The organism is Lachnospira pectinoschiza, from assembly GCF_900103815.1.
Classification (GTDB): domain Bacteria; phylum Bacillota; class Clostridia; order Lachnospirales; family Lachnospiraceae; genus Lachnospira; species Lachnospira pectinoschiza_B.
Genome location: NZ_FNHZ01000001.1, coordinates 467,758 through 491,957, shown reverse-complemented (window position 1 = coordinate 491,957; position 24,200 = coordinate 467,758). Strand labels below are relative to the sequence as shown.

Here is a 24,200-nt window from a genome sequence, read left to right as displayed (position 1 = left end):
AGAAACTAAGGTTTACGGGCACAAGATTTTAAAAGCTAAAAAATTTCCTTGTGACTTTTTTCCAGTATTCTTTAGAAAGAAGCACAAATCCGTCCTTTTAGGCTTTCAAGAAGCTAGTTACTGGCTTTAAAGCCGTGACTATTTTTCTTATATTCCCGGGTTATAGCCAAACCATGTCTTTTTTATTCAATTTTGCCTATGGCCAAAATCTCCATATTTGAAGTTTCTAGCCACAAAACCCATTTTAGCGAGAGAATAAAGGGCTTCGAAGCCCGGAAAGCAGCGATTAACTGAGCAAGTTGGGAAGTGACACACTAAGTAGCGAGAGAATAAAGGGCTTCGAAGCCCAGAAATCAAAAAACTCCAGAAAGCATACGCTTTCCGGAGTTCGTTATCTTATATATTTATGTAAAGCGGACATTCGGAATCCGCTTCGCTACTTCCTCATGAACGCAGTGGCACTTTGTGCCACCTGTCAGAAGGGGCTTTAACCCCTTCTGACACTAGTAAGCTTTATACCCCCGCTTAAAGCTTACGCTTTTGAAGCGGGGGATTGCTTACACTGCGTTCAACTTGCTTAATCCTGCTTTGGTAGGTATTGTCTACCGGTTGGTGTCATGGCAAGACCGCCAGTACTTGTCTCTCTTAAAGAGATATCCATCTTTCTGCCGATTTCTCCCATGGCATCTATAACTTCATCAAAAGGAATTCTACTTTCAATTCCAGCAAGAGCAAGCTCTGCGGAAGTTACTGCATTTGCAGCACCAGTAACATTTCTCTTGATACAAGGAACTTCAACGTAGCCGCCCACTGGGTCACAAGCAAGACCGAGTAAGGCCTTTAGAGCAAGAGCGCCGGCGTGCATGATCTGCTCTATGTTTCCGCCGTTAAGATAAGCAAAGGCACAAGCTGCCATTGAACTTGCTGCGCCAATCTCTGCCTGACATCCACCTTCAGCACCAGCAATTGATGCTCTAAAAGCGATAACTTCGCCTACTGCTGCCGATAGATAAAGGCTTCGTACGATTTTATCATCAAGAGTGAAATTGTTATCGTCCTTTGATACATTTTCATTCTTAATAAGAGTTGGCTGGAAGCTAGCTAAATTGGCCTTTCTGTGATTATAAAGAGTAATCAAAACCGCTGGAATTACGCCACAAGAACCTGCTGTTGGTGCGGCAACAATTCGCTTCATACAAGCGTTAGACTCTGAAACCTTGAGGGCATTTTTAATAAGGTTTGCAAGCAAATCTCCAACGACACCGCCTCCGGCATTACGAAAATCCTCATACTTCTTGGCATCCCCGCCTGACAAGCCGCTATTAGACTTAAGGCTGCCATCGTAATTATTAACTGAGGCAAGCATAGCCTCCCAAAGAGTCTTCATTTGTTTAAAAGAATCAATGCAATTAATTCCGCGCTCGTTAGCGTCGGCAGCGATGATTCTATCTATAAGTTCTTCCGGATCTTTGCAATTATCAACTAATTCAACAATACTTGTATAAGCCATTTTAATCCTCTTTCTATTTCTCGATATTAATATAAGTTACTTTAATAATTCCTTCTAAATGTTCAATCCATTTGATGGCTGTTTCTGGAATATCTTGGTCTGTTTCCACAATCATAACTGCGTAGCCGCCGCGCTTATCTCTGTAAAGATTAAGGGTTGCGATATTTACACTTTTATGAGCAAGTGTTGATGTAACCTCGGCTACATGCCCTGGTTGATCGAGATTGTGGACGATAAGTGTTGGATAATCTCCTGAAAAATGTGTATCAATCCCATCAATCTGTTCAATAGAAATTCTTCCACCTCCCAAAGATGCAGCAACAATGCTTAAACTTCTACCCTTTACCGATTCAAGATTTAATAGGCAAGCATTGGCATATTCTGTCTTTAATAAAACTTCTCCAACGCTTATCTCAATTCCCTTTTCCTTTGCAATTTCAAAAGCATCTGGAATTCTTTCATCATCTGGCATCATGCCCATAAGTCCTGCAACTATGGCCTTATCTGTACCATGTCCTTTTCCTGTTGCAGCAAAGGAGCCATGAAGTAAAATCTCTGCCTTCTTCAAATCTTCTCCAAGTAGCTGTCTTGAAACATAACCGATTCTTGCAGCTCCTGCTGTATGTGAACTTGAAGGTCCAACCATGATTGGCCCCATAATGTCAAAAATATTCATAAAATCTCCTAAGCGTTACTTCTCTTCTGCCTGTAAAGCGGACATTCGGAATCCGCTTCGCTACTTCCTCATGAACGCAGTGGCACTTTGTGCCACCTGTCAGAAGGGGCTTTAACCCCTTCTGACACTAGTAAGCTTTATACCCCCGCTTAAAGCTTACGCTTTTGAAGCGGGGGATTGCTTACACTGCGTTCAAAAAAGTTTCTTTGAAGCAGCCTCTAAGCAACATCATCCCTTCAAATAAAAAAGAGTCGCAAGCTATTCGCTAACGACTCCCTTGTCTACGTAGGGTATTCTATCATACTTAAAATAAAAATCAAGTTATTGATGTAGCTTGCTAAAGTGTGGGGGGAATGTAGGGATTCTGCGGAAATTCTTGGAATTTCCGCTGACTCTTGATTTGTGGGGATTCTCATTGGATTCTCACTAATTGGTGGCTTTTGCTCCCTTCCGGAGCTTTATTTGTGGCCTTTCCTTTGAAGCTCACTATTTCCGGGATTAACGCCCTTCCGGGGCCTTATTTATTGGGGGAATGTGGCTAAGAATTCAAATTGGGTCTCTTATAGCCACAGCCAAATTTAGAGTAAAAAGACGCGTTGTGCCTATAAAGCAATAAGAAATCTAATTTAAGCCACAAGAATTCAAAAGAAGAGACAGCCTTTCCCCATTTGTAGACAGGGTTTTGTGCCTTTCTATACATCTCATGTAAAGCGGACATTCGGAATCCGCTTCGCTACTTCCTCATGAACGCAGTGGCACTTTGTGCCACCTGTCAGAAGGGGCTTTAACCCCTTCTGACACTAGTAAGCTTTATACCCCCCGCTTAAAGCTTACGCTTTTGAAGCGGGGGATTGCTTACACTGCGTTCAAAAAAGTCACAAGCAATTTTTTCAAGGCTTCAAAAACAGTGGCTATAACTTGCTTTATTAAGCAATAAAGTCAAAAAGTGAAACTCAGGAGCCGGAAATTCTACGCTACCGGGCCATACAGAAGAATTCTTCTGTGCCTATTGGCAGTGATTTCTCTCCTAAAAGTCAAAAGCCCCGAATCAATGCCAAATCCCGATTGTTATTTCTTAATTTCTTTAACACTTAATTCGTATTATATGGTGTTACTGAAAAATCCGCAATCCCTTGATTTTCCTAAAGTTTTGGCAGGTGAGCTTTCCCTTATGGTTTCCCTTGTATTATATCCTTTTCCCTCGTGTTATGAACCCTCATAAGGGAAAAAAAAAGGGAAAGAAAATATGGTAACAGCTAATAACATTATATAAATCGGCTGGAACTGATGATTACGCTTCTTAATGTAAATTATAACAGATAAGATTAAGGAAAGGACTAAAATTATGAATATCGTTCATGCTGAATACAATAAATATCGCAACACCATAGACATCAATTATTATAACGGCTACATTCTTCGGATTGACTGCGGCAAGGCAGAAGATGAATTAATTACGACACCCAACTCTCAGAGAATGTTGGATGCACTTGCAATTGATGATCCGATAGAATATGCTCGTCTGTATCTTAATTCTGAGATGCAAGATTGGGTAAATGCGGCTGATATGGAATAAATAGACTTTCTAGTCACATTATATGGACACAAAAGCGATACACCAATACCTTAACTTAAGATTATGGGTATCGCTTTATGGATAATAGGAGCTATATTCTTATTTGTATTTATACTATACAATGCTTAATACCAATCGTGCTTCTCATCACGATTCAAAGCACGAATCTGATTCATTTCATCCTCTGTCAGTTCAAATCCAAATACATCCAGATTCTCTTTTATATGATCCGGATTACTTGAACCCGGCATTACGATAACCCCATTTTGTAAATCCCATCGAAGAATTATCTGTGCTGCTGATACATTGTGAGTCTCTGCTATAGCAACAATTGTTTCGTTCGTAAGCAGCTCCTTTGTACAACCTCGTCCTCCAAGCGGATACCAGCTTTCAACCACGATTCCTTTTTTCTGAATATAAGGAATTACCTTCTGCTCTTGATAATATGGATGAATCTCATTCTGTACTACTGCTGGTGTAATCGATATCTGTGGTAAAAATTCTTCCAATTCCTCAATATACCAGTTTGATAAACCTATAGATTTAATCTTTCCATCTGCAACATACTGTTCCATTGTCTTATACGCTTTTACATCTCCACTCCCCGGATGATGAAGTAGCATAAGGTCAATATATTCTATGTCAAGAGTCTTCAAGGCTAAATCAATCGCTGCCTTCGGATCACCAAACTGAGAAGGATATATTTTTGTTGTCACAAAAATCTCTTCCCTTGGAATGCCCGAATCACGAACAGCTCTTCCAACCGCAGCTTCGTTGTGATACATATAAGCGGTATCAATTAGTCTTCCACCATTCTCAAGAAGTGCAAGAATAGAGTTGCAACATTCCTCATCGGACAATGCGTAGGTTCCAAGTCCTACGATTGGCATATCATATCCACTATTTAATCTTACTATTTTCTTATCCATATCAAATGCACCTACCTTTTCCTCTGTTTCAGTATTTTTCTCTATATTATCCTCATCCTTAACTGATTGTGTTGTTGTTTCTTCCGTCTGAACATTTGAGTTTTCCTGCTCAGTAGCTTCTTGTTGTATATTATTTTTTCCACATGCCGATATTGCTAAAAGTGACACCAGCATGACAATACAGAATTAAATCTTTTTCATCATTATTCTCCTTTTCTACCAAAACAGGGATATCTAACTACGCAGATATCCCCAATCCTTTGCTGCATCTCTTATAAAGATGCTCCTAAATTTTTAGCTTCCTCCAATTTGCTCCTTGTCACACTTCCTGCAAGCGTAAGGACTCCCATATCTTCCAGATTTAAGAAATCAAGAAAATCTCCTTGATAAGAGAATTTTGCACCCTCATACATATCTGGATCTCCAGAGCATAAAATCATCGCAATCTTTTTCAGTTTTGGAAATTTATAAGGATACACAGGCGCATAAAAACGGTCGATTGTGCATTTTAACTGTCCTGTCACATTGTGATAATAAATCGGTGAAGCAAGCACCAGCATATCAGAATCCCTTAGTACCTCTGCCACCTCAGCAAAATCATCCTTCTGAATACAAGTTCCATTTCCTTTGGTATGGCAATACTCACAGGCAAGACAACCATGAATATTTTTCTTACATACATCAATGGTCGTTACCTGATGTCCACTTCCTGTTGCTCCTTCTGTAAATGCTTTCACGAGCTGACTTGTATTTCCATTTGGTCGTGGACTTCCGTTTAATACTAAAATATTCATAGATCCACCTTTCTTTTTCTGACGAATACTCTTAAATAATCGCATATCCACCTTCGCCTATTATTTTAAGTTTGTTGTGAAGAACTCTGTAATCTTATCAAATGGGATCTTATCCATCTGATCATAAAGGTCTGGATGATTAGCTCCCGGTACAATTACAAGTTCTTTTGGTTCATTGGCTGCCTTATAAGCATCCTCAGAATAATAGCGTGAATGTGCATTTTCTCCTGCTACAAACATAACTGGTCTTGGTGAAATTTCTTTGATATTGGTCATCAGTGGATACTCGAAAAATCCAACCGGTGTTGTTGCTGTCCATGATGATACAAAATTGACTGCTCTTTCGTGACGAGCACGTACAACATAATAATCAAAGAAACTTCCTGTTGTCTCGTCCATCTGATGAAGCATCTTGCTAAGTTCATCCAATGGAAGATCTGGCAGAGATGGTGCTGCTGTATTTACTTCTCCATCCTCTGTGAAGGAAAGTTCATGAGAGCCGAGAGAATGTGTACCATTTACTGCATCTTCCCATCTCTTCTGTCCGAGATAATCCTTGATCTTAGTTCTCTGTTCCTCTGTGTAGTAGTCCATATGACCACGAGAGATATCTCTTGACATGTCATACATGGAAACCGTTGCAACTGCTTTAATTCTTGTGTCTGCACCTGTTGCAGTAACTGCCATTCCTGAAAGTCCGCAGATACCGATGGCTCCGATACGATTGCGGTCTACATAATCTAGTGTGCCAAGGAAATCAACTGCCGCTGAATAATCTTCTGTGAAAATCTCAGGGGATGCCACATTTCTCACTTCTCCACCACTTTCTCCACAGAAGGAATTATCGAATGCAACTGTTACAAATCCTTTTGTTGCCATTTCCTGTGCATAAAGACCGGATGACTGTTCTTTCACTGCTCCGAATGGTCCGGAAACTACGATTGCCGGATTTTTCTTATCTGTATAGTTTTCCGGAAGATATAAATGTCCTGCAAGTTCGATACCATAACGATTCTTAAATCTTACTTCCTTCATTTCGATGTTCTCATAAACCTTAAATGTTCTTGTATCCATATTTAACCTCTTTCTGTGCCTTTGCACTTTTTATATTTGTCCTAGTCTTTGTTTCTGCAGCTGATACATCAAATAATCTAAACTCTCAAGCTTATCCTGTTCCCTGTGCACGCGGTCCAGTTGACAAGTTCGATATTCCTGTAAGAGAGGCAGTATTTTTGCATCAGCATTCTGGTCTGCGATGTTCATACAGGTATCGATCATTTTTTGATCACATCCGGCGTCCCGAAGATTCTGTAAAAGCATTGCTTTCTTATTGGTTATGTCTGCCATTGGTTTGTCTCCTCTCTGGTTATTATTATATGAGCAGGCGGGCTGAATAGCAAATTGACATTTTCTATATCGTGTTATGCTTGTTTGGAATACCTAGTTGTGATATGATAATACAGGATATAAACCTAACAACTTACGGATAAAATAGTAATTCTTTTAAAATGGAGAAATCATATGGAAATCAGAGTATTAAGATATTTCTTGGAAGCTGCCAGAGAAGGCAGCATGACAAGAGCTGCGGAACGACTGCATGTTACCCAGCCCACATTATCAAAACAGATAAAAGAGTTAGAAAATGAATTGGGAAAACAGCTCTTTCACAGAGGTTCTACAAGTATTTCTCTTACTGAAGAGGGTATGATCCTTAGAAAACGAGCAGAGGATCTTCTTGCAATTGCAGATAAGATTGAAAATGAATTTAGGTCTTTGGATGAAATCACAGGTGGAATTGTATCGATTGGCTGTGCAGAATCAAAACTGATTAAATACCTTGCAAGAGCAGTTAAAAACTTAAATGTAACCTACCCACAGATTCAGTTTCGTATTACCAGCGGAGATACCTCACAGGTGGCTGAAAAACTGGAAAACGGTGTCCTTGATCTGGCATTTATCGTAGAGCCACCAGATTTGTCCAGATATAACTATATCGAGATTCCCGAAGAAGATATATGGGGTGTGTATATGCCGCAGGACTGTCCTTTGGCAGAAAAATCATCTGTTACCATCGAAGACCTTTTGCCCTATCCGGTTATGTGTTCTGAGCAGGCACTTCGAGCAGATATTCCTAGATGGGGCGGTGAATTAACCGAGAAATTGAATGTGGTTGCCAATTTTAACCTTGCCAATAATGGACTCGTATTTGTTCGTGAAGGTGTGGGAATAGCCCTCGGTTTTGAGGGACTTGTAGAAACAACCGACAATACCACACTTACATTTCGCCCGTTAGAACCTCAGCTTACCACTAAGATGTATGGTATCTGGAAGAAATATCAGGTATTTACACCGGTTGCCTGCTTGCTTGCTAAAGAAGTAAGAAAAGTGATGGGTTATCCTGTAGACTAAAAAGAAGTAGAAAATCCGCCAATTTAGACGGATTTCTGCTTCTTTAATAATTTTATGAGATAATATCCCAGAATTGCGAACATCATCATAATCACAACAAAGTCAAAGAAAAAGAGTATTCGTGGCTCTGAATAATCGATATATACAAAGTATCTTTGCAAAAACAGATACGCTATAAAGTCATGCTTTATAAATGCAGCACATCCATATATAACGATGATAATCTGACACAGAATACTTATTATCCTGTATTTTCCCATTTGAGCTATTTTCTTATTCAATCCTGTCATAGCGAATACTGTCTCCATGTGCATTCCTATATGCAGACTCATAAGTACAAAACCAAGATACGACAGTAGCATATGAGTTCTTCTTATAAGAATCATCGGTATTCCCAGATCAAGCCATGGAAATAAATGTCTCGACATAAGCATACCACTGACTGGCAATAATATCATAATTACTGCCAGCAGTCCGTTGACCAACTCATTGAAAAAAATGGACCAGCGAAATGCTACTTTCCTTTTTCTATGTTTCCAGTTTAATATATGATGTGTAATGAATAATAGAAAAATAGCCATTCCCATCCATTCATGTAACGCTTCTCCAATTAACGAATATCCCATGAGTAATGGTAGCAGGATAGTCATTGCCACATCAATACCAATTTTTATACCTTTTCTATGTTTTTTGATTATCATAAAATTTCACCACCGTTTACTTCATTCCTATTTCTTTAAGCCACTTCTCTACCTGATCTTCTGATAGATTATCAATATCAAAATGTGTAACTGATAAAACATTGTCAACGACAGACGCATTAGGTTCTAATTGTGATACCTTATTTACACAATCAACCGCTCCATTTCCACCACTGGTGTTGAACATCACAATTGTTTTTCCAGACAAATCATAATCATCAAAAAACGAATATAATGGCATTGGCATATCATAATACCATGTCGGGAATCCAATAAAAACAGTATCATAATCATCCAAATTTGAGATTGGATTGATTAGTTTTGGTCGTGCACCTTGTCTCTGTTCCTTAGCTCCTCTCTTATCCGTCTCGTCATAATTAGAAGAATACACATCCTCGACCTGAACCAGATACAGATCTCCGCCCACCTGCTTTTGAATCAACTGAGCCATATATTCCGTATTTCCTACCAAATGATCATCTTTTCGCAAGATGCTTGCAGATGATACAGCATCAACATTATCATTGTCATTCATATTTCCGTAACGAGAAAAATAAACAATCAAAGTGTTACCACCGTCCTTGTTTGAATCCACCTTTTGTACTACTGACCCAGAGGAACAGCCACATGCAGTCATGCATACAGTCAATATTATTGTGAGCAATGTTAAATATAATCTCTTCGCCATAATATAAAATATCCTTTCTGCTAGATGTATTTTCATTCTTGTAAATTTAATTTATAATGACTGCTGATAAATTACAAATTGACATTTTCTATATCGTGTTATTCCATTTAGTAATGAGTTCAGTCTGATTTTCTATTTTATTATTTTCTTTTTCCCTATAGTTATCTATATACAATTAAAAGAGGTCACAATGACCTCTTTTAACGGATTCTTTATAATGACAGAAATATTGTTTTACGCGTCTTTTTTTATAATAACTCCTTCACAATCATTCCACCGGAAGATAGGTAGCAAGGTATTCTTCCACCTTTTCCATGTATTCTATGTATTTCTTGCTATCATTTTGTAACCCATGACCAGAATGCTCAAAAACAATATATTCATGCTTGACTCCGCAGTCTGTCAATCTTTGATCAAGACGAATAGAGCTTTCATAAGGTTGTCCTTTATCATGTTTTCCATATGCTAATATAGATGGAACTGTATTTTTATCAACCCACAACAAGGCTGAAATATCCTTCATTACTTCATCATATTCCACTGTCCCAAACATATCTGCGGTTATGTTCTTTCCCGACATTACACTAAATAATCCTGCTGCGTTTTCTTTGTGATCTGGCAGATCAAGTCCATAGCATTTCCAATCTTCTGGATAAAAACTGGATGGTCCGACAGCTTCAAAAAGCATTTTTACTGGTACAGGTGATTCACTTGCATCTCTATATGCGTAAAGCATAGCAAGACATCCACCTGCAGATCCACCTGACATTGCCATTGCATCAATATTATATCCCTTTTCTTTTGCCGCATTTACAACATATGGCATAGCTTCCTTTATTTCCATTGATTGTGTATAAATGTTTGCATCTGGATGCTCATCATCACGAAGTGTATAGTTAATTCCAGCAGCTACATATCCCTTTGAACACAGCCACTGTAACATCTCCTTATCATCGGATTTATCACCTGTAGTAAAACCACCAGCATGAATATACACGACCAAATTATAAGTATCCTTTGATACATCTGCGGGAACATACAGATCAAATTTATTGGCTTCTTTTGTTCCATACTCTATATCTGTATATACTGTTCCAACCTCATCGTTCCAATCTGCCATATATTTTCTCGTTGCAGCTGATTTGTGAGTAAATTTAAATAGTGCTGATCCCGCGAAACTGACAACAAATACAACAATACATAATAATACATACATTCCTGTTTTCTTTCCCTTCTGTTTCATCATAGAAAATCACCTCCAAACATAGTACCCCCAAGCATAAGGTTGAGAACAGCTCTCACAGCCAATCGACCCAAAACAATACCAATTATGATGATAACGATAAGAATAATAATTCTCTTTGGTGTAAAAAAATCTTTCATCGGTTTTCCTCCTGTAAATTAACTATTGACTTATCAATAAAATTGCTATAACATTTGATGTAACAAATGTGATGTCATAATTGTAACGTCACAAAGTTGTTAAGTCAATAGAAAATAAAAAATGGTACAAAGCAGGAGGTTTTGTGACGTCGTGAACAATGAAGAAAAAAATACATATGCTAAAACACAGCTAAAAAATGCAACAATCAAATTATTAAAGGATTACGATTTATGTGACATTTCCATAGGTTTGATTTCCGAGACTGCTCAAGTCAGTCGTAATGCTTTTTATCGTAATTACAACACAAAAGAAGAAATTATAACAGAATATATCTCAGATTTAATTCATGGATGGCAAACCGATTATCAAAAAGAAAATCACGATTCCAATTCAGAGTTATATGGAAGTTTATTTAAGCATCTATATGACCAGAAAGGCTTTTATCTATTATTAAAAAAGAGAAATCTTTTCCACTTATTTCTTAGTGTTATGATTTCTCTCTTTGGTCCTAAACCTGAATATGATAATATGGCAGCTTATACGACTGCATTTGTTTCTTATGGTACTTACGGATGGATTGAAGAATGGATTGCCCGCGGGATGCAGGAATCCGCTGATGTAATGACAGCTTTGCTAACTGCTAATGGTATGAAATAACGATTTAACAAAAACTATTTTAAGCATTTATAAAAAGAGGTCGTTATCAATGCGACCTCTTTTTATCTTGCCCCTCTGTTCGTTGGTGGTCGATAGATATAATCCTGTTCTTCCTGCCTTTTCTTTACCTCGGCTTGTTTCTCTGCCAATTTTCTTTGGAGAGACTTTTCACCATACTTAGCTTCCCAGTTCTTCACTTCTTCCTTGTAATCGTAGTAATCAGATGAAGCATTATTGAATAATCTGTAGAACTCATCCACTGTTTGATAACCATATTCCTGCACGATTTTTTCAAGTCGGGCTTTCATGTTGTCAATCTTTTCTATCGGTTCATCAAGATAATTTCGCTCTGCAAAGATAAGATGGATATGATAATTCGTCTTTCTCTTGTTGTGGTGGAGTGCTGCAATACAATCAACCCCATACTGACTTTTGAATTTATCCGTCATATACTTTAGCAGTCCATCAGGCGAATAATCTACAAAGGATTCTGGCAAAGCAATAATCAGTTCTCTTGCTTCGATACATTTTCCCTCTGTACCGCTTTTCTTAAATTCTGCCTGATTGCACTTTGCAAGGTCTGTCCAAAATTTACGATCTGTTGTTTCATATACCGCATAGAGATTTTCCTGCTTTTTGTCACTGGAGATATAATAGATTCTTCCACGAACATTGGAGAGCTTTGACATCTGCACAAATGAATTTCTTTGCATTGTGTATCTCCTTTCCCAGATTCATTTTTAGGAAAAGAGGACGGATAAGAAAGATGAGATGTGAGTAGTAAACTTTCCCTGTGAGCGAGTGCATAGGCACTCATCTTGCGAACACATCCGCCTTGTGGCGGCTAAGCCTCGCAGTGCGAAATACACAGAGTGCAAATCGAAGATTTGTGCGATGGGTGTATTTCGCTCTCAAACGCCGAGGGCTTGTCTAGGAAGTCCACTTATAGCTGTAATTGTTCCCTCTGCACATATTTTTGTGCCTTAAATGGCACACCTTTTTATGTGCCGTATCCGGCACCCTTTTTTAACAGGAATGCTTGAAGAACTGCTATGAAATTCAGCGAAACAATAGCACAAACAATAGCACTTTTACTATTGTTGATTTTCGCCCATTTTTGAGACAATAGCAATTTTGCTATTATATTTAGCAAAACAATAGAATGATCTACTATTATCCTAGGGCTGACAATAGCACTGTGCTATTGGTAGGACTTCTCACAGCACTTTTCGTAAATTGGGTGGACTTGTCTTACCACTTGGGTGGATGATTGCACCCACTTCAATTTCTGACTTGGGTGTACTATTCATAACACCTTTTGCATCTTGGGTGGACTTGTCCTACCACCTGGGTGGACTATTGCACTCACTGGCACCCTTGTGTAGCAATTTTCATACACTTCCAGCGATTTTAATTTAGAAGTTCATACACATTTGGAAATATTACTTTGAAAGTTAATACCATTTCCAAAATTAACATTGGTATGAATCTTCATATGAAAATTTCGCCATTAGTATGAAAGACCATACATTTTTTTCTACATTGGTATGAAAGTTCATACCAAGCACATTCTTCTTGTCCTCATTTTCCAAAAGTTCTGGTTGTATCTGAGGAGTAGCACATGCTATAATCTATTTGCGTGTAGGTATATCATGGCTTCGGTCAGATACATACCAGAGGGATGGTCTTAGGACTGTCCCTTATTCATTTTTCAAGGTTCTTTGGACAGCTTTTACTGCGTGTCTGTCTCGTAAATCTTTTCCTTCATTGAGTATTAGAAACTCATCCAATCGCTCTGTGCGAATTAGGATTTTTCTTCCAACTCTAAGGATTGGTAACTTTTCCCATTCCACCAGCTTTCTAAGAGTGTTTCTTCCAATACCTGTATAGTCGGCTGCTTCTTCAATAGAGAGTGCAAACTTTAGTGGCTGAAAGGTGAGACGGACGAATACGAAACAGACATTACGGATAAAAGAGAATTACAGATTCGTGATGTGATGACTTCCATTCTGAATAAACTCCCTTATGATATGGAACAGTCCGAAAGTGATTTTTCCAAAGACCTGCTACTACTGATGTTACAGGAATACGAGCTGTTCGTGGATTCATTCCAGTTCGCTTGTAAGAATTTCAAAGGAAATGCAGACAACAAGGCACTCGCCCAGACTATGGGGTTTGAATCAAATAAGGAATACAATGAGATTATGTTCCTTAGAGAAATCACCCACACCGTCAACGCATTGAATGATATGGGCGATATTGTAAGATTGTATTCAAAAAATCCTGAGACAGCGAAAAATCGACTAGCCAATCTTTTATCAGAAAAAGATCTCGATTCGGTATAGAACGGCAGACGGAGCTATGATACAATGAGTGCAAGCGAGTCATCAGATTTATCTGTTTGACGAGCGACGAATTGGCTTGCAGGCTATGCCTGCAAGATGCCTACACGCAAGAAGCATTTCATCAGTTCCGATTGCCGACAACGAAAGGAGTCACAATTATGGCAAAAGGATCTGTAAGAAAGAAAGGCAAGAAATGGTACTATCGCTTCTATGTAGAGGACGCGAGCGGTAACTTAGTACAAAAGGAATACGCTGGCACAGAAAGTAAAGCTGAGACAGAAAAGATGCTTAGACAGGCTATGGAGGATTACGATTCCAAAAGATTTGTCGCAAAGTCTGAAAATGTCACATTAGGCGAATTGCTTGATATGTGGGCTGAGGAAGAGTTAAAGACAGGTACACTTAGTAATGGAACTGTTGAAAATTATTTACAGGCTCTTGGAAGAATCAAGCAACATCCTATCAGCAAGAGAAAGCTAAAGACTGTAACCGCTGAACACTTACAAGCATTTTTTGATCTTCTGGTATTCGGTGGCAAGGTTGAAGATTTTGAATCAAAGGGATATACAAAAGATTATGTCCACTCTTTCTCGGCAGTATTGCAACAGTCATTCCGCTTTGCAGTATTTCCAAAGCAGCTTATTACTTTCAATCCAATGCAGTATATTGTTCTAAAGAAAAAGACGGATGATGTAAACTTATTCGCTGATGAAGACGAAGAACCCCTTGACACTACTCCAATCACTTATGAACAGTATTTACAGCTTATGGAGTATCTGGAAAAGAAAAACAAGCCAGCTATCCTACCGATTCAGATCGCGTATTTTACAGGTTTACGACTTGGCGAAGTATGTGGACTGACATGGCAGGACATTAACCTTGAGGAACAGTATCTAACTGTAAGACGAAGCATCCGCTACAATGGAGCAAGACACAAAACTGAGATTGGACCGACAAAGAGAAAGAAAGTCCGTATCGTAGATTTTGGTGATACTCTAACTGAAATCCTGCGAAAAGCCAAAAAGGAGCAACGCAAGCAACCCTTAAAGTACGGAGAACTCTATCAGAGAAATTATTACAAAGAGGTCAAAGAGAAAAACAGAGTGCATTATGAATTGTATCACTTAGATGGTACAGCCGATATTCCTCTGGACTATCAGGAAATCAATCTTGTATGTATCAGACCTGACGGAGCTTATGAATCTCCAAGCACAGTCGGAATTGTTTGCAGGACTATCAAAGCAAAGCTCCCCGGATTTGAGAATTTTCACTTCCACGCTTTAAGACACACCTACACAACCAATCTGCTCTCTAATGGAGCACAGCCAAAGGATGTGCAGGAATTACTCGGTCACTCAGATGTGAGAACTACCATGAATGTCTACGCACACGCTACCAGAGAAGCTAAGAGGGCATCTGCAAAACTCTTAGACAAGGTAGTCGGACAATAATGAAAACAACAAAATAAAACGAACTTTCCCTTGTAGATACCTCATAAGGGCAAAAACAAGGGAAAAGGATACATAAATAAGGGTCTGACATACCGCCAGACCGCATAAATCAAGAAAAGTTGGAATTACTTATAGACAAACCCCGATTTAGCAAGTAGTGGCTGTAGGTGTGGAATTCGCTTCAAAAAGTCAAAAGCCCCAAAACAACATCACTTCCCCATTTAGCAAGTTGTGGCCACTAATAGCTATTTCCCTCCTAAAAGTCAAACCTCCAAACCTGCATCGCACACAAAAAGCAGCTACGCCTATTGAAGCGGACATTCGGAATCCGCTTCGCTACTTCCTCATGAACGCAGTGGCACTTTGTGCCACCTGTCAGAAGGGGCTTTAACCCCTTCTGACACTAGTAAGCTTTATACCCCCGCTTAAAGCTTACGCTTTTGAAGCGGGGGATTGCTTACACTGCGTTCATGCGCAGCTGCCATCAATATCTTTATTAAATTTAGGGCAATCTCTCTATCAAGCTAGCACCGTTATCTGCCAACCACTTCTTTGCTTCCTTATATTTAGGCATAACGCCCTCAACCTCTTCCCAGAATTCCTTGGAATGATTCATATGCAATCTATGGCAAAGTTCATGCACCACCACATAATCCTGCACCCACTTTGGGGTAAGCATAAGTAAGCAGTTAAAGTTTAAGTTGCCCTTTGTTGTGCAACTTCCCCATCTTGTGCGTTGCGCTCTGATAGTGATCTTATAATACGAAACCTTCATAAGCTTTGCAAAGTAAGCAACTCTTAAAGGCAACTCTTCCTTTGCCACCTTGTAAAGGTCTCTTAACTCTCTATCCGATAATTTAGCTACGTCTCCAAATTCAGATTTGTTTTCTTTAATTTTTTCTTCTGTCTTTTTTATCCAAGAATCACTTCTTGTTATAAAGTCGTTAATTGCCTTAGAACTAGCTCCAATTGGCACTCTAGCAACTAGACTTAAATCATTTTTCATTTCTAGTGAAAATGTTTTTCTCTTCGACTTTATGATTTTAATGTCTGATTTATTCAAAACTAAACTCCTAAAAAAACTAATTAATTCTATTTTTTAGAATCTTTATTTTTTAAATACTCCTTAACCTTAAATGCGCAAAAATATGGGAATGTATATATATCATTAGCATGTCCCACATTAAAATCACCAAGTTTTATTCCATAAGATATATCACTGTAGTTTTTATTTTTAATTAATGAAGATAAAGATCTTGATTTGGCATCACCAGCCTTTACCTCGACAGGAACAAGGTTCTTTTGTGTTCTTACAAAGAAATCTTCTTCCAATGAAGAGTTCTCCTTTTTGTAATAAAAAAGTCCAAGTCCTTGTTTTACAAATGCTTCAGCTACAAAGTTTTCATAAAGTGCTCCTTTATAAACACCTAAATTTTTATTAACTCTAAGATCTTCTTGAGCTTCTTCATCTAATGACGATACTAAAAGTCCTGTATCTGGGTAATACAACTTGTACTTATTCTCTTCAATATTTCCCTTTAAAGGTAATTCTGGAAATTGTAAACAATTGCATTCCATTATAACTCCTGCATCAACTAACCATTCGATACATCCCGTATATTCTCTCGATCTTGCATTTTTCTCAATCTTGTTAAATTGAAACTTCTTATTCTCCTTTGCAAGCTGAGCTGGAACACTTCTATATACGCTTATTATTTTAGTTTGGTCGAGGCCTTCGGCATATTTTCGAACATCTTCTTCATAATCAAGTCTAATTTGATTTTGTATATCTAATGTTCCTGAAAATGTTCCTGTTTCAATATACTGTTTTACAACATCAGGCATTCCACCAAGCACACAATACTCTAAAAATAAGTCCTTAAAAATTTTCATTTCATTGTCATTAAAAGGCTTATTATCAATCATATGATTCAAAATAGAATCAATCTGCTCCTTATTATAAGCTTTTGCCCATAAAAATTCTTCAAAATCCATGGAATACATCTCGTAATCCGTCTTAGCACCAACGCTATTACTATGTATCTTCTTATAATTAATTCCCAAAATATAACCGCTACATATTACATCATAATTACCATCTATCTTAAAAGACTTAAGTGTTGTTGCAACATCTGGGTTTTCTTGAATTTCATCAAAAATAATAATAGTTTTACCAGGCACAAATTTAATAGATGGGTCGACCAATGTAATATTCTTAATTACACTTGCTACATCATAACCATCTACTATAATATTTGAAAACTTTATATCTAGAACAAAATTTATATATACAACATTCTCGTAATTTTCTTTAGCAAAATGCATAATAGACTCTGTTTTGCCTATCTGTCTTGCCCCTTTTACTATGAGAGGCTTATGAGCTGGATCTGCCTTCCAGTTTTCAAGGAAATTATCAATTTTTCTTTTATAATACATAAAAGTACCTCCAAGGCTATTTTAGCGTAAAGATTCAGGTACTTCAAATTCTCTCTCATTTTATGAAAAATACAGTATTAATTGTATTCTTTACGGATTGCACTTCTTGCATGGTTCATAGCCCTGATTTATCAAGTCTTGTCTTGAGCCTGTGTAATCACTACGATTTGAATCTTTTATAGTGCTTACTGAACCACAACTTGGACGGTGAAACTTCTTAGTATTTGTATTTAGTACATACGAGCTTGAGGAACTTGAACCTGCTGCCACAGCCCCGGAGGAGCTAGACGATGATGAAGAGCCAGAGCCCGAACTGTAAGCTGAACCCGATGACGATCCGCCAGATCCCGAACTGTAAGCTGAGCCCGATGACGATCCGCCAGAACTACTAGAGCTGCTGCCTGAGTTACTAGAACTACTACCTGTAAACTCAGGTCCGCTTGAATCTCCTGTTGCATAATCTATTGTCACTCCTGGCTGGACGTTATAGCAGTAAACGCAAAAACTAAGGCCTGTGCCGTTATCCTCCACGGATTTTGCTTCCATAAGAACCCCTGAGGCAAGAAGGTTGTCACCCTCAAATACAGGTGTTACACGATACATTACATGATTGCCTGTGGACTCAATGTAGTCTGCAGTTTTATTTTCAAAAGGAAGCATACCCTCTACGTTTAAGTAACGAGTGCCAGTAATTAAATTCTTTGTGTTTGCATTTTCACCAGTAAGCTGATAGCCGATGAGGTGACACCTGTTATATAAGTAGTTACCGTCGATTCCGGCATACTTAACCAAATGCCAGCCCGTTGGATGCACATTTCCAATGTTGCCACGCTTCTCAGTGGGCATCAAATCCTTGCCGATGGAAGCAATACAAGTCTGGCATCTGCCGAGACTATCAAGCTCAGCGTAGCTCTCAAAGCTATTTGCGGTGATTTCTTCATTTGTAAAAAATGGACAATTGCCGTTAATCTCACAATAAGGGCTGCCTGAATAAGCCGGAACTTCTGCCAAGTTAAAGGCATCAAGGCCGGTTGCGTAAGCAGCATTATCGTTAATGCTCTCCCCAGAGCTTAAGATTTCTTCACTTGCGGTATCGGATACATTTTCATTCACAAGCTGATTAGGCTCTGTTGCTTGACTATCGGTGCTTGCAGCCTGACAGGCAGGTAGGCAAATTAGCAAAAGCGATAGCCACAATAAAACTAGTAAATTTTTCTTTCTCATAAAACTCTCCCTAAGTCCTAACTAGCATCAATGCTAGCTTATCACCTATATTCTAAACTAATATCGGCAAATTTAAAATATAAAATAAATCTAAACTTTTTAATTATTTTGCGCCAAAATAAATTTACTGGGTGTATAATGTGGGTCAGTAAGACGTTTTACTAAAAATTTAATAACAAATATATCACTTAACAATACCTAATTCTATTGAATTTGAAGGCTGCTAAGCGAGGAGTTTTTGGAGGTAAAAGACAAATGGATACTTTAAAAACACAGCGCAGAGATATCGCCGCCAAAGCTAAAAAGCTTAGACGAGAAGGTTTTGTAGTAGGAAGCCTTTTCGGAAAAGAGATTAAGGACTCACTTTTATTTAAGGTGGACAAGTTAGAGTTAGCAAAATTTTTAAGAAACAATGGCAAGGGTTCAAAGGTAACTCTTGATATTGACGGAGAAAAGCACCTTGCTCTAATCAAGTCAATCGACTACGATCCTTTCAAGGGTGTAATCAACGAAATGTCATTACAGGAACTTTTAAAGGACGAAGTTGTTAAGTCAGTTGCAGAAATAGTTATTGAAAATAGAGATAAAGTACAGTCAGGTGTACTTCAAGAAGACTTAACTGAAGTCTCATATAGCGCACTTCCTGCCGATTTGGTAGACAAGATCGTTATCGATGCTTCAAAGCTTAAGTTCGGTGAAGTAGTTAAAGTAAAGGATCTTGAGATTTCAAAGAATCCTAAACTTACAATACATACAAATCCAGAGGCTATCATTCTTAGCGTCAGCGCTTCAAGTATCAACGAAGAGGATACTGACGAAGATACAACTGAGAGCACAACTGGAGTTGCATAGATTAAGAGAAACTAGAGGGTTTTAACCCAAAGTCTAAGGAAAGAGTTTCCCTAGGCTTATGATTAACTTAATAATAACCAAAAATCAAGGACTCGACTAAGAGACTCCCGAAAGGGATTTCTTTTAATCGAGTCCTTTTATATGTCTTATTTTTTCAATTATTTTGAAAATGTATTCGCTAGCCTTGCATCTTCCACTGCCCAATCTAGGCTATAGCTTGCCTTACCTGAAAGGAAATCTGCGATGCCAATTTCGTCATTAGTAAAGCCACAAGATAAATAATCATTAGTCCAAAGCTCTCTACCCATAAAGCTAATGGATTTTAAATCTCTCTTAGAATCGTAGTTATACTCTAGCTTTCCTGACTTATATTCATAGCTTTCCTTGCCAGCCTCGCTATAATCCTCAAGATCTGAATAGCCAATAGCAGCAGAAGAAACTGAAGAACTAAGACTAAACTTCATATCAGGATTAGCCTTTAATACCCCGCTTTCATCTTCCATATTAGTTAGGAAGCCTGAAAGGCCCGCAGCCACACCGTAAGCAAGCTTTCCAGCTCCAAACTTTTCACTAGCGACCGCAGCCACCACATTTTTATCCTTAGCCTTCACTGCATAGGAGAATCTATCATCCATCATCTCACCTAAGCTTCCCTGAATGTTCACCCTAGAAGATTTGATTTCTGTGTGGTACTGAACGCCACTAAAGTCGTAGGTTACATGTCGATTTTTTTCAATTTCAAGAACTGTGATGCTTCTTTTATATTCCTTTAACTGGCCAGTGTTGGTAACTCCTGCTCTAGCGCCAGTTTCAAGCATAGTAAGTGGATAGCTAACTGAAGATAAAACCTTAGCCTTTGACAAATCCCCCATGAAAAATCGAATCAAGCTTACCCCGTGATAATCATGGCAAAAAGACAAATTCATGTCGATTAAATCCCCAAGAATGTTCTCATCTAGGAGCTTTTTCATAGCCTGGAAACGAGGATATCTGTGGTACTGCTCTGCCACCTGAATTCTGTCCTTATTTTGAAAATGTGTCAACTTCTCAAAGTCCTGCTCATTAACTCCAGCGGGTGTCTCCATAAGGACCTGAAAACCTAAGTCTGCCCACTCCATAGCTGTATCTACTATATTTGTTTTGGAAGTCGCAACTACCACTAATTCTGGCTTAGCCTCAATGCAGGCTTCCTTGTTTGTTGTTACATTAATTCCGTATTCCTTTGAAAGGCGTTCTGCCTTTTCCTTGGTTCTAGTAAGCATGGCCACTAGATTGAATTTTTCTGGCAACGCCTTGATTACTCTATAGTAAAAGAATGCGCGCCAACCTGAACCCACAATTAAAATATTTTTTGCCATAATTCCTCCTTAAGGTCGATGAGCTAGCCGCGCCGGCTACAGCGGTGGTGCGGCGGCATCCCGGCTACAACGTCCCCGCGGCGTATCCTAGCTCTTATATCCGTTTCTAATGTTATCAATATCCTCCATTGAACCTTCCCCATCATCATTTGGATCCATGAACTCGCCTTTTTCTACCAGGGATAAAAAGGCCTCCACTACTTCGCTAGAGAGCTGCTTTCCGCTGACTTCCTTCATGATTTCCACCACGCGATTAAAGTTCATTCTCTTTCTATAAGGTCTGTTGGAATACATGGTATCAAAGGTATCTGCCACGGCAATAATCTGGGCAACCTTTGGAATCTCATCTCCTGCAAGGCCTCTTGGATATCCCTTTCCATCAATACGCTCGTGATGTGAATAGGCACCAATGGCAAGTTCCGGCATGATGCTAATATTTTTAAGAACATCGTAACCAAGCTCACAGTGAGACTTTATAATGTTATATTCCTCTTCTGTTAGCTTGCCAGGCTTATTTAGCACCTCTGCAGGAATGCCGATTTTACCTATGTCGTGAAGCAAGGCGATGTTGTAATAATTCTTAACCGTATCCTCATCATAGCCAAGTTCTGTGGCAAGCATCGCTGTATAATGGGCAACCCTTGAAGAATGGCCGTTTGTGTACTTATCCTTCATATCGATTACCTTGGCGAAAGCCTCCACAATCTCACGAACCAACTGCTTTTGCTTAGCTTCTTCTTTTTTATAACGTTTAGTTCTAATGATAAGATATATTTGTATTATTATTAAAATGCATACAAATATCAAGATTATCTTTAAAATTTTTATTCCTGTGTACTCGTAATAAGCCATGCGCTTCACGATGCTTATGCTAATGGTTTTTGACGTATCCCCGTAAGTGTCCTTAATACTTAAGACGAATTTGTACTGACCACCGGCTAAATTACTGTAACTAATAGGCGTCAGCTCGCTTCTTCTAAGAGAAGTCTGGCTGTCCTCAAAACCCTCAAGCTTATAAGTAACCACAGGGTTCATTAAGGAATAGTTGAAAATGTAACTATAAATTGTAAGCTTCTTAGTTGAGGAAGGGATTACAAAGTTTCCATTTTCATCTGGTAATATCCTCTCTCCATCGGCATCCACATATGGAATAGCCATTTTAAAATTCGCCACATTTTCTACACTAGATTCTATATTAACCTTAGCAACCCCCGTAGTTCCTGCAATGTAGAGGTCTCCATCTAGAGTTAATTCACTGTAGGAATTAGAAGTTGCGATACAAGGAAGGCCATTATCTAAATCATAAAAGAGGTACTCAATCTCCCCATTAGCAAGCATAGTCTCTGTTTCCACAACATAGATTCCATTACTGCTAAGTATCCACATTTCATCCTTTGAATTCTGGAAAAAGTCAAAGTTATTAGAATATGGGAACTGCTCCACCTTAAAGATTTCGTGATCTGCGGTCATGTAGCTAATGGAGTTACTAGTTACAATCCAAAGAATATCTCTCGTTTTGTCCTTTTTAACCTTCATTACCACTTCAGAACTAAGGCCCTCATCGATACCTATATGGCTAGTTCCATTTTCATCTAAAATGTAAATACCCCCGCCATCGGTAGCCACAACCATCTCTCCGTTCATAAACTGGCAAACCGATAAAATCTCAAGGTTATTAATGTCATCGTCATTGTCATAAACCCTTGTAACCGCGTCCCCTTCAAGGATTGCAAGGCCGTCTGTGCAGGCAGCCATTATAGCGCCATCTTCTCTTTCATATATGGCACGAACCCTGTTTGAAGGCATGCCATCCTCTGTTGTAAAGAGGGTTAGCTCCCCATCCTTATATCTCATAAGGCAGAAATCGCTAAAGGTTGAAATCCAAAGATAGCCCTTGGAATCCTTAATTATGGAACGAATCTTAGTCTCATCAAGCATGCTAATTAGATCTGTGTAGTTATAATTCACTCCAGAAGCGGATTTGCAGCTAGTTAGAGGGATTGAGTCCACTTTATTTTCACCATCCACAACCTTAATGCCATCAGATTTTGTGCCTATAAAGAGCTTGTCCTCATACATGCAAGTAGAATTTATAACCTCTTCATCAAAACCGTATTTTTCATAAATATCTAAAAATTGGTTTACTACAACCTTCATAACTCCCTGCTTTGAAGAAACAAACCAGAGATTTCCTAGATAGTCTGCCATTACATCCATAACGGAAGAGTCCATTGGAAGATTGTCTACCTCAACCACTTTCCCCTCCTCTAAATAGCCAATGCCATTATCGCAGCAAAACCAAAGCTTATCTCCAATCTTTTCAATGGAATTGACATAGCGAAGCTCTTCTAGGTCATAGCTTTCTACAATCTTAAAGCCATCGTTAAAATCGCAATAGTAAGCGATTGAATCACTAGTTCCAATGTAGGCAAAACCTGGATTTTCATTATCTGGTGCCACCACGTGGGAATTATTAAAGCCTAGAGTATCTGTGTCATAAAAATCCACTACCTCACCGTCTTTAATCTTAAAGATCTCGCTGGCCTTTGTAACTACATAGACATTATTATCTAAGTCTGTGTAGAGGTTTCTGATATATTCATTTTCAATACGATCATCATCAATTGTGTGCACCTGTAAATCTGTGTCCACATAGGCCACCCCTTGGGTTGTGCCAAGATATATTATTCCATTACTGTCTTGGGAAATTGAACGAATAGATAGGGAATTTAGACCGTCATCCCTATTTAATTTTGTTACATTCTCATGATCTAAGATAAACACGCCACTGTCGTTAGTGCCGACCCAAAGGCGCTCTAAAGGATCTACATAAAGACTTACAACATTGGCAATTCCTGTGGAAGAATCCAGACGATAAAAGCTATTGCCATCATATCTTGTAAGTCCGCTATAACTTCCAATCCAAAGAAAACCATCCTCAGTTTGGACGATGGCATTGGCCTCAGAAGTTGAAAGTCCGCTGGTATTGTCGTAAAGTACGGCAGAATATCCCGTGTCCGTTTTATCCATATCAATAGATACAACGTCATTGTTTAACTCATAAAGATTTTTTTGATTTACTGCCAGTACATTTTTATATTCTAAGAAAAATGAAAATACGCACAGCAAAACCACAGCTAGAATAAAAAATCCTAACCCCTTTAAGTGTTTTTTTAGTGCTATAGCCGCTTTCATTTAAAAGTCTCCTTG

Annotated in this window: 22 protein-coding genes and 1 pseudogene; 6 read left to right on the top strand and 17 right to left on the bottom strand. The window is 38.6% G+C overall.

Features of this window, described 5'->3' with window-relative positions; all coding sequences use genetic code 11:
* Positions 1 to 577: 577 nt before the first annotated feature.
* Both BLQ66_RS02105 and sdaAB read right to left on the bottom strand, forming a co-directional pair.
* On the bottom strand, positions 578 to 1,510 hold the full coding sequence (locus BLQ66_RS02105) for an L-serine ammonia-lyase, iron-sulfur-dependent, subunit alpha (RefSeq protein ID WP_074520708.1): 933 nt from the start codon (positions 1,508 to 1,510) through the stop codon (positions 578 to 580).
* Positions 1,511 to 1,523: 13 nt separating this feature from the next.
* Positions 1,524 to 2,186, bottom strand: a complete 663-nt coding sequence (sdaAB, locus tag BLQ66_RS02100; RefSeq protein ID WP_074520707.1) for an L-serine ammonia-lyase, iron-sulfur-dependent subunit beta — start codon at positions 2,184 to 2,186, stop codon at positions 1,524 to 1,526.
* A 1,345-nt stretch (positions 2,187 to 3,531) separates the two neighbouring features.
* On the opposite strand from sdaAB, the gene BLQ66_RS02095 reads away from it, so the two are divergent.
* A complete protein-coding gene (locus BLQ66_RS02095) occupies positions 3,532 to 3,762 on the top strand; it encodes a DUF6061 family protein (protein WP_074520706.1) in 231 nt (76 codons plus the stop codon).
* 125 nt (positions 3,763 to 3,887) lie between these two features.
* Here BLQ66_RS02095 and BLQ66_RS02090 read toward each other — a convergent pair whose 3' ends face one another.
* From BLQ66_RS02090 to BLQ66_RS02075, 4 genes are all read right to left on the bottom strand, one after another.
* Positions 3,888 to 4,865: an aldo/keto reductase gene (locus BLQ66_RS02090; RefSeq protein WP_083330228.1), complete on the bottom strand. Its 978-nt coding sequence runs from the start codon at positions 4,863 to 4,865 to the stop codon at positions 3,888 to 3,890.
* 98 nt (positions 4,866 to 4,963) lie between these two features.
* Positions 4,964 to 5,485, bottom strand: coding sequence for a flavodoxin family protein (locus BLQ66_RS02085; RefSeq protein ID WP_074521051.1), 522 nt, complete (start codon positions 5,483 to 5,485; stop codon positions 4,964 to 4,966).
* A gap of 60 nt (positions 5,486 to 5,545) precedes the next feature.
* A complete protein-coding gene (locus BLQ66_RS02080; protein ID WP_074520705.1) occupies positions 5,546 to 6,559 on the bottom strand; it encodes an alpha/beta hydrolase in 1,014 nt (337 codons plus the stop codon).
* 30 nt (positions 6,560 to 6,589) lie between these two features.
* Positions 6,590 to 6,832, bottom strand: coding sequence for a hypothetical protein (locus tag BLQ66_RS02075; RefSeq protein WP_074520704.1), 243 nt, complete (start codon positions 6,830 to 6,832; stop codon positions 6,590 to 6,592).
* 174 nt (positions 6,833 to 7,006) lie between these two features.
* On the opposite strand from BLQ66_RS02075, the gene BLQ66_RS02070 reads away from it, so the two are divergent.
* Positions 7,007 to 7,894, top strand: a complete 888-nt coding sequence (locus BLQ66_RS02070; RefSeq protein WP_074520703.1) for a LysR family transcriptional regulator — start codon at positions 7,007 to 7,009, stop codon at positions 7,892 to 7,894.
* Between the two features lie 23 nt (positions 7,895 to 7,917).
* On the opposite strand, the gene BLQ66_RS02065 is transcribed toward BLQ66_RS02070, so the two are convergent.
* The 4 genes from BLQ66_RS02065 to BLQ66_RS11945 all read right to left on the bottom strand — a co-directional run bounded on the left by BLQ66_RS02065 (position 7,918) and on the right by BLQ66_RS11945 (position 10,666).
* A complete protein-coding gene (locus BLQ66_RS02065) occupies positions 7,918 to 8,595 on the bottom strand; it encodes a DUF4405 domain-containing protein (protein WP_074520702.1) in 678 nt (225 codons plus the stop codon).
* A 16-nt stretch (positions 8,596 to 8,611) separates the two neighbouring features.
* Positions 8,612 to 9,283, bottom strand: coding sequence for a flavodoxin (locus BLQ66_RS02060; protein WP_074520701.1), 672 nt, complete (start codon positions 9,281 to 9,283; stop codon positions 8,612 to 8,614).
* Between the two features lie 268 nt (positions 9,284 to 9,551).
* Positions 9,552 to 10,529, bottom strand: coding sequence for an alpha/beta hydrolase (locus BLQ66_RS02055; protein ID WP_083330226.1), 978 nt, complete (start codon positions 10,527 to 10,529; stop codon positions 9,552 to 9,554).
* Complete coding sequence (locus BLQ66_RS11945; RefSeq protein WP_180364677.1) at positions 10,526 to 10,666, bottom strand: hypothetical protein; 141 nt, start codon at positions 10,664 to 10,666, stop codon at positions 10,526 to 10,528. Before BLQ66_RS11945 ends, BLQ66_RS02055 begins: the two co-directional genes overlap by 4 nt.
* A 151-nt stretch (positions 10,667 to 10,817) precedes the next feature.
* Between BLQ66_RS11945 and BLQ66_RS02050 the strand changes: the two genes are divergently transcribed.
* A complete protein-coding gene (locus BLQ66_RS02050; protein ID WP_207645127.1) occupies positions 10,818 to 11,324 on the top strand; it encodes a TetR/AcrR family transcriptional regulator in 507 nt (168 codons plus the stop codon).
* A 62-nt stretch (positions 11,325 to 11,386) separates the two neighbouring features.
* Here BLQ66_RS02050 and BLQ66_RS12330 read toward each other — a convergent pair whose 3' ends face one another.
* Positions 11,387 to 12,037, bottom strand: coding sequence for a MobA/MobL family protein (locus BLQ66_RS12330; protein WP_330389767.1), 651 nt, complete (start codon positions 12,035 to 12,037; stop codon positions 11,387 to 11,389).
* A gap of 987 nt (positions 12,038 to 13,024) precedes the next feature.
* On the bottom strand, positions 13,025 to 13,294 hold the full coding sequence (locus tag BLQ66_RS02040; protein WP_074520699.1) for a helix-turn-helix domain-containing protein: 270 nt from the start codon (positions 13,292 to 13,294) through the stop codon (positions 13,025 to 13,027).
* Between BLQ66_RS02040 and BLQ66_RS02035 the strand changes: the two are divergent.
* Together BLQ66_RS02035 and BLQ66_RS02030 are read left to right on the top strand one after the other, a co-directional pair.
* A pseudogene (locus tag BLQ66_RS02035) lies at positions 13,250 to 13,669 on the top strand (helix-turn-helix domain-containing protein); the annotation flags it as partial. The gene BLQ66_RS02040 and the pseudogene BLQ66_RS02035 sit on opposite strands and share 45 nt — an antisense overlap.
* Positions 13,670 to 13,827: 158 nt before the next feature.
* A complete protein-coding gene (locus BLQ66_RS02030) occupies positions 13,828 to 15,120 on the top strand; it encodes a tyrosine-type recombinase/integrase (RefSeq protein WP_074520697.1) in 1,293 nt (430 codons plus the stop codon).
* A 502-nt stretch (positions 15,121 to 15,622) separates the two neighbouring features.
* Here BLQ66_RS02030 and BLQ66_RS02025 read toward each other — a convergent pair.
* The 3 genes from BLQ66_RS02025 to BLQ66_RS02015 all read right to left on the bottom strand — a co-directional run bounded on the left by BLQ66_RS02025 (position 15,623) and on the right by BLQ66_RS02015 (position 18,780).
* Positions 15,623 to 16,126 carry a M48 metallopeptidase family protein gene (locus BLQ66_RS02025; protein ID WP_083330264.1) on the bottom strand — a complete coding sequence of 168 codons (504 nt, stop codon included), beginning with the start codon at positions 16,124 to 16,126 and terminating at the stop codon, positions 15,623 to 15,625.
* A gap of 86 nt (positions 16,127 to 16,212) precedes the next feature.
* Entirely contained in the window at positions 16,213 to 17,556 is a 1,344-nt protein-coding gene (locus BLQ66_RS02020; RefSeq protein ID WP_074520695.1) for an ATP-binding protein, read from the bottom strand.
* A 90-nt stretch (positions 17,557 to 17,646) separates the two neighbouring features.
* The gene (locus BLQ66_RS02015; RefSeq protein ID WP_074520694.1) at positions 17,647 to 18,780 is read right to left on the bottom strand and encodes a DNA/RNA non-specific endonuclease; all 1,134 of its coding nucleotides are present in this window, start codon (positions 18,778 to 18,780) and stop codon (positions 17,647 to 17,649) included.
* Positions 18,781 to 19,035: 255 nt separating this feature from the next.
* Here BLQ66_RS02015 and BLQ66_RS02010 point away from each other — a divergent pair, with 255 nt between their 5' ends.
* Positions 19,036 to 19,632, top strand: coding sequence for a hypothetical protein (locus tag BLQ66_RS02010; RefSeq protein WP_074520693.1), 597 nt, complete (start codon positions 19,036 to 19,038; stop codon positions 19,630 to 19,632).
* A gap of 158 nt (positions 19,633 to 19,790) precedes the next feature.
* Here the strand turns inward: BLQ66_RS02010 and BLQ66_RS02005 are convergent, their stop codons facing one another.
* Both BLQ66_RS02005 and BLQ66_RS02000 read right to left on the bottom strand, forming a co-directional pair.
* The gene (locus BLQ66_RS02005; protein WP_074520692.1) at positions 19,791 to 20,990 is read right to left on the bottom strand and encodes a Gfo/Idh/MocA family protein; all 1,200 of its coding nucleotides are present in this window, start codon (positions 20,988 to 20,990) and stop codon (positions 19,791 to 19,793) included.
* Positions 20,991 to 21,077: 87 nt separating this feature from the next.
* Positions 21,078 to 24,185 (bottom strand): HD domain-containing phosphohydrolase, encoded by a 3,108-nt coding sequence (locus BLQ66_RS02000; protein WP_074520691.1) that lies wholly within the window; start codon positions 24,183 to 24,185, stop codon positions 21,078 to 21,080.
* Positions 24,186 to 24,200 lie beyond the last annotated feature (15 nt).